Annotated in this window: 14 protein-coding genes; 4 read left to right on the plus strand and 10 right to left on the minus strand. The window is 57.1% G+C overall.

Annotated elements, in window-relative coordinates:
* From Q0216_RS10010 to Q0216_RS10030, 5 genes are all read right to left on the minus strand, one after another.
* Nucleotides 1-192 (minus strand): hypothetical protein (locus tag Q0216_RS10010; protein WP_298595028.1); only part of this gene is annotated, 192 nt, incomplete at its 3' end.
* A gap of 94 nt (nucleotides 193-286) precedes the next feature.
* Nucleotides 287-577: a hypothetical protein gene (locus Q0216_RS10015; RefSeq protein WP_298595030.1), complete on the minus strand. Its 291-nt coding sequence runs from the start codon at nucleotides 575-577 to the stop codon at nucleotides 287-289.
* Nucleotides 561-908, minus strand: a complete 348-nt coding sequence (locus Q0216_RS10020; RefSeq protein ID WP_298595033.1) for a hypothetical protein — start codon at nucleotides 906-908, stop codon at nucleotides 561-563. The genes Q0216_RS10015 and Q0216_RS10020 overlap by 17 nt, the downstream gene beginning before the upstream one ends.
* The gene (locus tag Q0216_RS10025; RefSeq protein ID WP_298595036.1) at nucleotides 901-1,107 is read right to left on the minus strand and encodes a hypothetical protein; all 207 of its coding nucleotides are present in this window, start codon (nucleotides 1,105-1,107) and stop codon (nucleotides 901-903) included. Before Q0216_RS10025 ends, Q0216_RS10020 begins: the two co-directional genes overlap by 8 nt.
* A 14-nt stretch (nucleotides 1,108-1,121) precedes the next feature.
* Nucleotides 1,122-1,652, minus strand: a complete 531-nt coding sequence (locus tag Q0216_RS10030) for a hypothetical protein (protein ID WP_298595039.1) — start codon at nucleotides 1,650-1,652, stop codon at nucleotides 1,122-1,124.
* A 48-nt stretch (nucleotides 1,653-1,700) separates the two neighbouring features.
* On the opposite strand from Q0216_RS10030, the gene Q0216_RS10035 reads away from it, so the two are divergent.
* Entirely contained in the window at nucleotides 1,701-2,243 is a 543-nt protein-coding gene (locus Q0216_RS10035) for a hypothetical protein (protein WP_298595041.1), read from the plus strand.
* Here the strand turns inward: Q0216_RS10035 and Q0216_RS10040 are convergent.
* Together Q0216_RS10040 and Q0216_RS10045 are read right to left on the minus strand one after the other, a co-directional pair.
* On the minus strand, nucleotides 2,187-2,390 hold the full coding sequence (locus Q0216_RS10040) for a hypothetical protein (protein ID WP_298595043.1): 204 nt from the start codon (nucleotides 2,388-2,390) through the stop codon (nucleotides 2,187-2,189). The genes Q0216_RS10035 and Q0216_RS10040 overlap by 57 nt on opposite strands.
* A 22-nt stretch (nucleotides 2,391-2,412) precedes the next feature.
* Nucleotides 2,413-2,958 carry a hypothetical protein gene (locus Q0216_RS10045; RefSeq protein WP_298595046.1) on the minus strand — a complete coding sequence of 182 codons (546 nt, stop codon included), beginning with the start codon at nucleotides 2,956-2,958 and terminating at the stop codon, nucleotides 2,413-2,415.
* 120 nt (nucleotides 2,959-3,078) lie between these two features.
* On the opposite strand from Q0216_RS10045, the gene Q0216_RS10050 reads away from it, so the two are divergent.
* Nucleotides 3,079-3,768, plus strand: a complete 690-nt coding sequence (locus Q0216_RS10050) for a hypothetical protein (protein ID WP_298595049.1) — start codon at nucleotides 3,079-3,081, stop codon at nucleotides 3,766-3,768.
* 235 nt (nucleotides 3,769-4,003) lie between these two features.
* Here Q0216_RS10050 and Q0216_RS10055 read toward each other — a convergent pair whose 3' ends face one another.
* Genes Q0216_RS10055 through Q0216_RS10065 form a run of 3 tightly spaced genes read right to left on the minus strand, consistent with a single transcriptional unit; the run spans nucleotide 4,004 to nucleotide 4,704 of the window.
* Nucleotides 4,004-4,201, minus strand: a complete 198-nt coding sequence (locus Q0216_RS10055; RefSeq protein ID WP_298595052.1) for a hypothetical protein — start codon at nucleotides 4,199-4,201, stop codon at nucleotides 4,004-4,006.
* Nucleotides 4,202-4,211: 10 nt separating this feature from the next.
* On the minus strand, nucleotides 4,212-4,418 hold the full coding sequence (locus tag Q0216_RS10060; RefSeq protein WP_298595054.1) for an AlpA family transcriptional regulator: 207 nt from the start codon (nucleotides 4,416-4,418) through the stop codon (nucleotides 4,212-4,214).
* A 55-nt stretch (nucleotides 4,419-4,473) separates the two neighbouring features.
* A complete protein-coding gene (locus Q0216_RS10065; RefSeq protein WP_298595057.1) occupies nucleotides 4,474-4,704 on the minus strand; it encodes a helix-turn-helix transcriptional regulator in 231 nt (76 codons plus the stop codon).
* A 102-nt stretch (nucleotides 4,705-4,806) separates the two neighbouring features.
* Here Q0216_RS10065 and Q0216_RS10070 point away from each other — a divergent pair, with 102 nt between their 5' ends.
* Both Q0216_RS10070 and Q0216_RS10075 read left to right on the plus strand, forming a co-directional pair.
* On the plus strand, nucleotides 4,807-5,208 hold the full coding sequence (locus tag Q0216_RS10070; protein ID WP_298595060.1) for a hypothetical protein: 402 nt from the start codon (nucleotides 4,807-4,809) through the stop codon (nucleotides 5,206-5,208).
* A 14-nt stretch (nucleotides 5,209-5,222) separates the two neighbouring features.
* The coding region (locus tag Q0216_RS10075; protein WP_298595063.1) for a helix-turn-helix transcriptional regulator at nucleotides 5,223-5,443 on the plus strand (221 nt) is incomplete at its 3' end.

A 5,443-nucleotide genomic window follows, 5' to 3' on the forward strand; every position in this document is an offset into this window, starting at 1 on the left:
GTCACCGCCGGGGTGTACGTCGAAGGTGCTGCAGGCTCGGGGGGCGAGCGCTTCGGCGACTGCGTCGATAACTGCTTTGTTGCGGCTGTTTTCTCCGCGGCGGCCGTCCCAGTAGGCGTGGGTGTGGATGATGTCTTTTTCGCCGGTGGCGGTGGGGTGGACGAATTCGATTGCGATTTTGTGGCTTGCCATGGTGGTGTGTCCTTGGGGTGGGTGGTGGGGTCCCCCGCCGCCGGTGTGGCTACTGTAGGAAAAGAGTGGCGGCGGGGGAAGCTGTGGGGGTGGGTTAGATGTTGATGGAGGTTGTCATCATTGCGCGGTAGCGGGCTTTGCCTGCTGCGCGGTTGCGTTGCCAGACTTCGACGTCTGAGGTTTTGTACCAGTAGCGTCCGTCGTCGTCTTTGCATGAGGGGCGGAGGCGGATGCCGGCGGCTCGGACGGCCGCGCCGCTGTAGGTTCGGACGGTGGACACTTTGATGCCTGCTGCGGCGGCTACCTGGCTTTCAGAGACGAGCCGTGTCTCTGGGTTGCAGGCTTCGAACATGGTCTTGTGGGGCAAATCAATCTTGTTGGTCATTGGTGGTGTTTCCTTGGGTGGGGCGGGGTTTGCGCCAGTGGATTGCTTGCATGTGGCGGCGGCAGAGTTGCTTGGAGGCTGCGCGTTTCTCTAGCCATGCCTCGACGTCTTCGGGACGGTACCAGTAGCGCCCGTTGAAATCGCCTTTAGCTACTGGGCGGAGACGAGCAGTAACGGCGGCTTTGATGGAGTCACCGGCGTAGCCTCGTAGCGTGGTTTCTTTGATGCCGGCGTAACGCGCCACAGTGGCGGCGGGGAGCAGATTCTCACCGGGGTTTGCCTTCAACCATTCGGTGAGGGTTGGCAGGTCACTGAGGGGTGAGTTAGCCATTGGGCTCTCCTCGGTTGTGGGCGTGGACAAAGCTGGCGGTGAGGACTGCGGGGCCGACAGGGATGAGCGAGATAACGAACACGACGGCCCGGAGACCGATGTCTTCTTGTGCGGTGCCGATTCCAACGAGGATTATGAAGGCGAGCACGCAGGCCCAGGCGAGGGCTTTTGCGGTGCGGATAGTGCGGGCGGTGGTCATGGTGTGTCCTTGGGTTAGATGATGAGGAGGATGAAGATGGTGAGTGCTGCGGCGACCCAGATTCCGAGGTTTATCCAGGCGAGGGTGATGAACTTCTTTTCCATCGCCTCGAGGTCGATACGAGTGATGGCGAGGTCAGAGCGAACGATGGTGATGTCGTGGTTCTGGCTCGTCTGCTTCGCGTGCAGGCGCTGGGCGTACCTGTCGAGCTGAGCGAGCGCCTGGCGCTGGTCCTTGCCGGCGCCTTGCAGGATTCCGACTGCGGTTTCGGTTTCGGTGAGCTTGCGTTCGTTCTCAACAATGCATTGCATTGCGAATCCGACGTTTGCGTTCACGTCCCTCGAATGCTGTTCGACTCGGCCATTGAGGTGGTCAGTGAGGCGGCGGGTCTCGCAGAGTTCGTCCTGGATCACTGCGATGCTGTTGTCGAGGCTGTCGATGTCGGTGCGGACCTGGTCGTGGTTGTCGATGATTGTCTGGATGGCGGTGTGGCGGTGGTGGCGGCCTGCTGCGCGGTCGCGTTTGGTCTTGGAGTTGGTGGTCATGGTGTGTCCTTCCTGGTTGGTGTGGGGTGGGTGGTTAGGATTGTGGGTATGGATTTCTCAACTCTTTTTTCTGGCGGTTCAGCGTTTGCGGCTTTCGTCTCTGTCTTTTTCGCTGGTGTTTCCTGGTACCAGTCCCTTGGCTCGAAGAAGGCGAAGAAGAAGGCAGAGGAGGCGCATCAGGCGGCACTAGAGATGCGTGATGCCGCGGTCCGTTCGGCTGAGGCTGCGGAGAAGCGAGCGGCCCAGGCGGAGAAGTCGCTCAAGCAGGTGGAGCAAATCGTTGCTGAACAGCAGAAGCAGTCCGAGTCTCAGGCTGAGATTGCGTCTCGCCTGTGGAAGCCTGCATTTGAGCTGACTCTGGATAGCGGTAATACCTACCTGTTGAGCAACGTCACTGGTGAATCCGTTGAGATTCTTGAGGTGGCGAATCTTGATAAGTTCGTCCGCTGCGACCAAATTCAGCAGGTGCTCCGCCCCGGAGAGTCGCTACACATCCTCATGGCGGGTGCTCACGGTAAACCGTTGCCGGCGAACCTAGAGCTTCGAATCCGTGGGCTTGATGAGGTTATCCCCGTCCCGATTCGCCGATAGCTCGCGCTCTTTTTCCTTTTCTTTCTTCTTCTCTTCCCAGGAATCTTTAGTCACCAAGAAGCAGAAGAGTCCGGAGATGAAGGCTGCGGTAACGCTGGCGCCGAAGCAGACGGCGTTGAATACGAGTTTGAACTGGTCGGGGTCCATTAGTGTTTTCCTTCCGGGGTGGTTAGAGGAGCTGTGAGACTTGGCTGCGGCGGTGACGCATCAGGTGCTCTGCGAGGCGGGTGACGCAGTGGTCTGCCGCTTCGTCTGAAACCTGAAGCTTGTCCCAGTCTTTGATCTGGTCGCTGGTGAGCGCGTCATGCAGTGTCACGCCGCAATCGAGCGGGCACGGAATGTGGATGTTCGCGCGGTTCTTGAACAGCTCGTTTTCGTGCAGGGTGGGGCGCAGGTCAGGTCGGATGCTGTTCCTGCGGTCCCAGCAGATGCGGGCGGCCTCCAGGCACCCGGTTGCGTGGGTTACCAGCTCTGTCCAGAAGTCGGGGTGTGCAGTCTTGATGTGGTCGGCTGCGGCGGTGCCCATGGTGCGGGCGATATTGTCGGGATCCAGCTCCGCGTAGACTTCCTGGCATGCCCCGCAGTGGAGCGCGGGTGCCTTCTTGCCGCGGAGGCGCGGGTCTCGGGTGTGTACGGTGAGGTGCCGTGCCCACCAGATGGTGCGGGCGTGCTCTGTGGCGAGCGCTTCGGCGGGGGTTAGGTGTTTCTCGTTCATTGGTGTCTCCTTAGTTGGTGGTGGTGGCTCCACGGGGTGCGCGGAGTTTCGGCTTTCTAAGCTCTTTCTCATGTATGGTGGGTTAATGAACCCGATAGTGAATATGTGAGGAGTTATCTAATGCTTGCTAACCCTGCTCGTGAGCTGCTTCGCGTGTTTGAGAGCTGGTCGCAGTCCTCTTCTTCTTCTGCACGTTTTGCACGCCCTTTGGATACTGAGGAGGAAATCTCGCAGGCTTTGCATGCGGCGCTTCTGCTGCGTGATATCCAGCGTCTTGTGAAGGTCGTGGAGGTTGAGCGCCCCGAACATAATTTGTCGTATGCCCCGAAGTATTACGCCCGGTGGGCTCATGCGATTTTCCAGTACCCCCACGGGTGGGACTCTTCGTTCCACTTAGAGAGCTACGATCTGGACATGCTGTCTGCTTTGGCGGGTACCTTTGATGCAATCGCTAGCTCCGCTGAACCTGGGTTGCTTGATTGGCTCAACTCCCAGCGTGAGGCGATAGCTTCCAAGGTTCGCGAGGTCGCGGATTACGTTGCAGGCGACCAGGGACTGAGCAGTTCTTTCCGTGCGTACGTCCACGAGGTTATGTGCCGTGTGGAGGCCGCTTTCTCCGATGAGCTAAGCGGTAGCTTCAGCTTGTACGACGCATATATGGAATTCACTGTTTTAGTCGATGCAGTGTCTATCCGCTCCACAGACCCCGAAGCGAAGGCGTTCTACCGCCGTGCATGGGAATGGCTGCAGGTTTCCGAGAACGCTAGGACTCTTGCCTGGGCTGCTGCTCGTAAGGCGATCGGCCTCTAGGTTCCGCGCGGACGGCGAGTTGGAATCGGCGTCGTGCAAGCGCCGACTCTACGACGGCAATTGCTTCTTTGACCGTGATATGCACCGTGGTGCTATCACGGTCTTTTGCGTAGAGGGCTAAGTCATCAATGATGTTGTACATTTCCTGGATGGCTTCGTCGGGGTAGGGCTGGGGACGGGTGGGCTCTTCGGCGGGGGTTAGGTGTTTCTCGTTCATTGGTGTTTCCTGACTGGGTTAGACGATGAAGCCTTCGACGGTCACTTCCTTGATGTAGCCGTCGCGGGCCATAGTGATTGACGCTTTGGGGCTTCTGAATTCCATCTCTCGGCTGAGGTCGTGAATAGCCTGCCGAAGCTCCCTAACGGCTTTTGAGTCCAGCCGATTCTCCTGCGGAGCTGCTGGCAATTCCCTGCGTAGGTCGTTCCAATCCATTGGTGTTTCCTCAGTTGGTGGTGTGGGTGACGGGGAGGCGTGAGAGCCAAGCCATCACCGCGGCGGATGTGTAGTAGATGCGTCCCCCGCTTCGGATGTATGCGGGGCCTGTCCGGGCTTTACGCCACGCGGCTAGGGTTCGTGATGAGATGCCGAGGTTGTCGGCAAGCTCTTCCGGGCTCCAGACCGTGAGCGCGTTATCGGGTATAGTCAGCATGTCCTGTTCCTCTTCTAGGAACAAATCCTAAATTTAGGAATGGTTGGCAAAAAAATTAGACAGTAGTGTCCAGGCCCGCAACATGGTCTTCAAAAAGCCAAGTGACGGGCACCTGCAGAGCTTCTGCAATCTTCCACGCTTCAGTGATGCGAGGGTCGGCTTTACCTGTGGCAATTGCGCTAATGCGGCTAGGGTGAAGCCCTGATTCTATGGCTAGACTATGCTGCGTCTGAGCTTTCATTGCTAGGGCCATTCGCATGTTTTTACTGAAGGTTTCCTTCTGCATCTCAGCGCCTCCTTTCGTTGGTATGCAACTAGCATATTCCTATTTTTTGGAATGTGCAACCTGAAACAGGAATTTTTTTTAGAAGTCTTGTAGACTGTTCCCATGACAGACATTAAAGACCTGCAATCCAAGGCAGAAGCCTTCAATGACCTGGTAAATCGAGAAATCAAGGTATGGATGGTTCGGCGCGGCGAAGACCTGTTGTCCCTAGCCGCAAAAACTGGCATCTCCAAGAGTAAACTCAGTCGATCTGTATATCGGTCAGAAGGCTCACTCCCCATTCGTGACCTCAAAATCATCAGTGCTGCACTCAACGTTGATATGACGGTCATTATCTCTGCTGCTGACAACGCAATGCGAGAAAAAGCAGCCACTCCCCTTACGGATGCCCAGCTGGCGGCGCAGATTTTGGCACGTGCCGAGGCGGCAACCCAGGCAGGCTACACGCTCGCTGCACATCCTGCAGACGACATTGTTACCGAGGACTCGGGGTGGGATGCATAATTGGCTCCCCAAATATGGCTGAGTCAGCGCTATTTAGTGAAGCAATTAATCGAACTATCAGGGGCTGGATGGACACCCGCGGAGAAAATCTGCTCACCCTTGCTGAGAAGACAGGTATCTCAAAAAGCAAACTCAGCAGAACTGTTTATCGGTCTGAGGGGTCTTTAACAATGCGAGACCTAAGCATCATCTGCAATGCGCTCGACGTAGACATACTCGACGTAATCAAGCCAAC

Source organism: uncultured Rothia sp., from assembly GCF_937976295.1.
Classification (GTDB): Bacteria; Actinomycetota; Actinomycetes; order Actinomycetales; family Micrococcaceae; genus Rothia.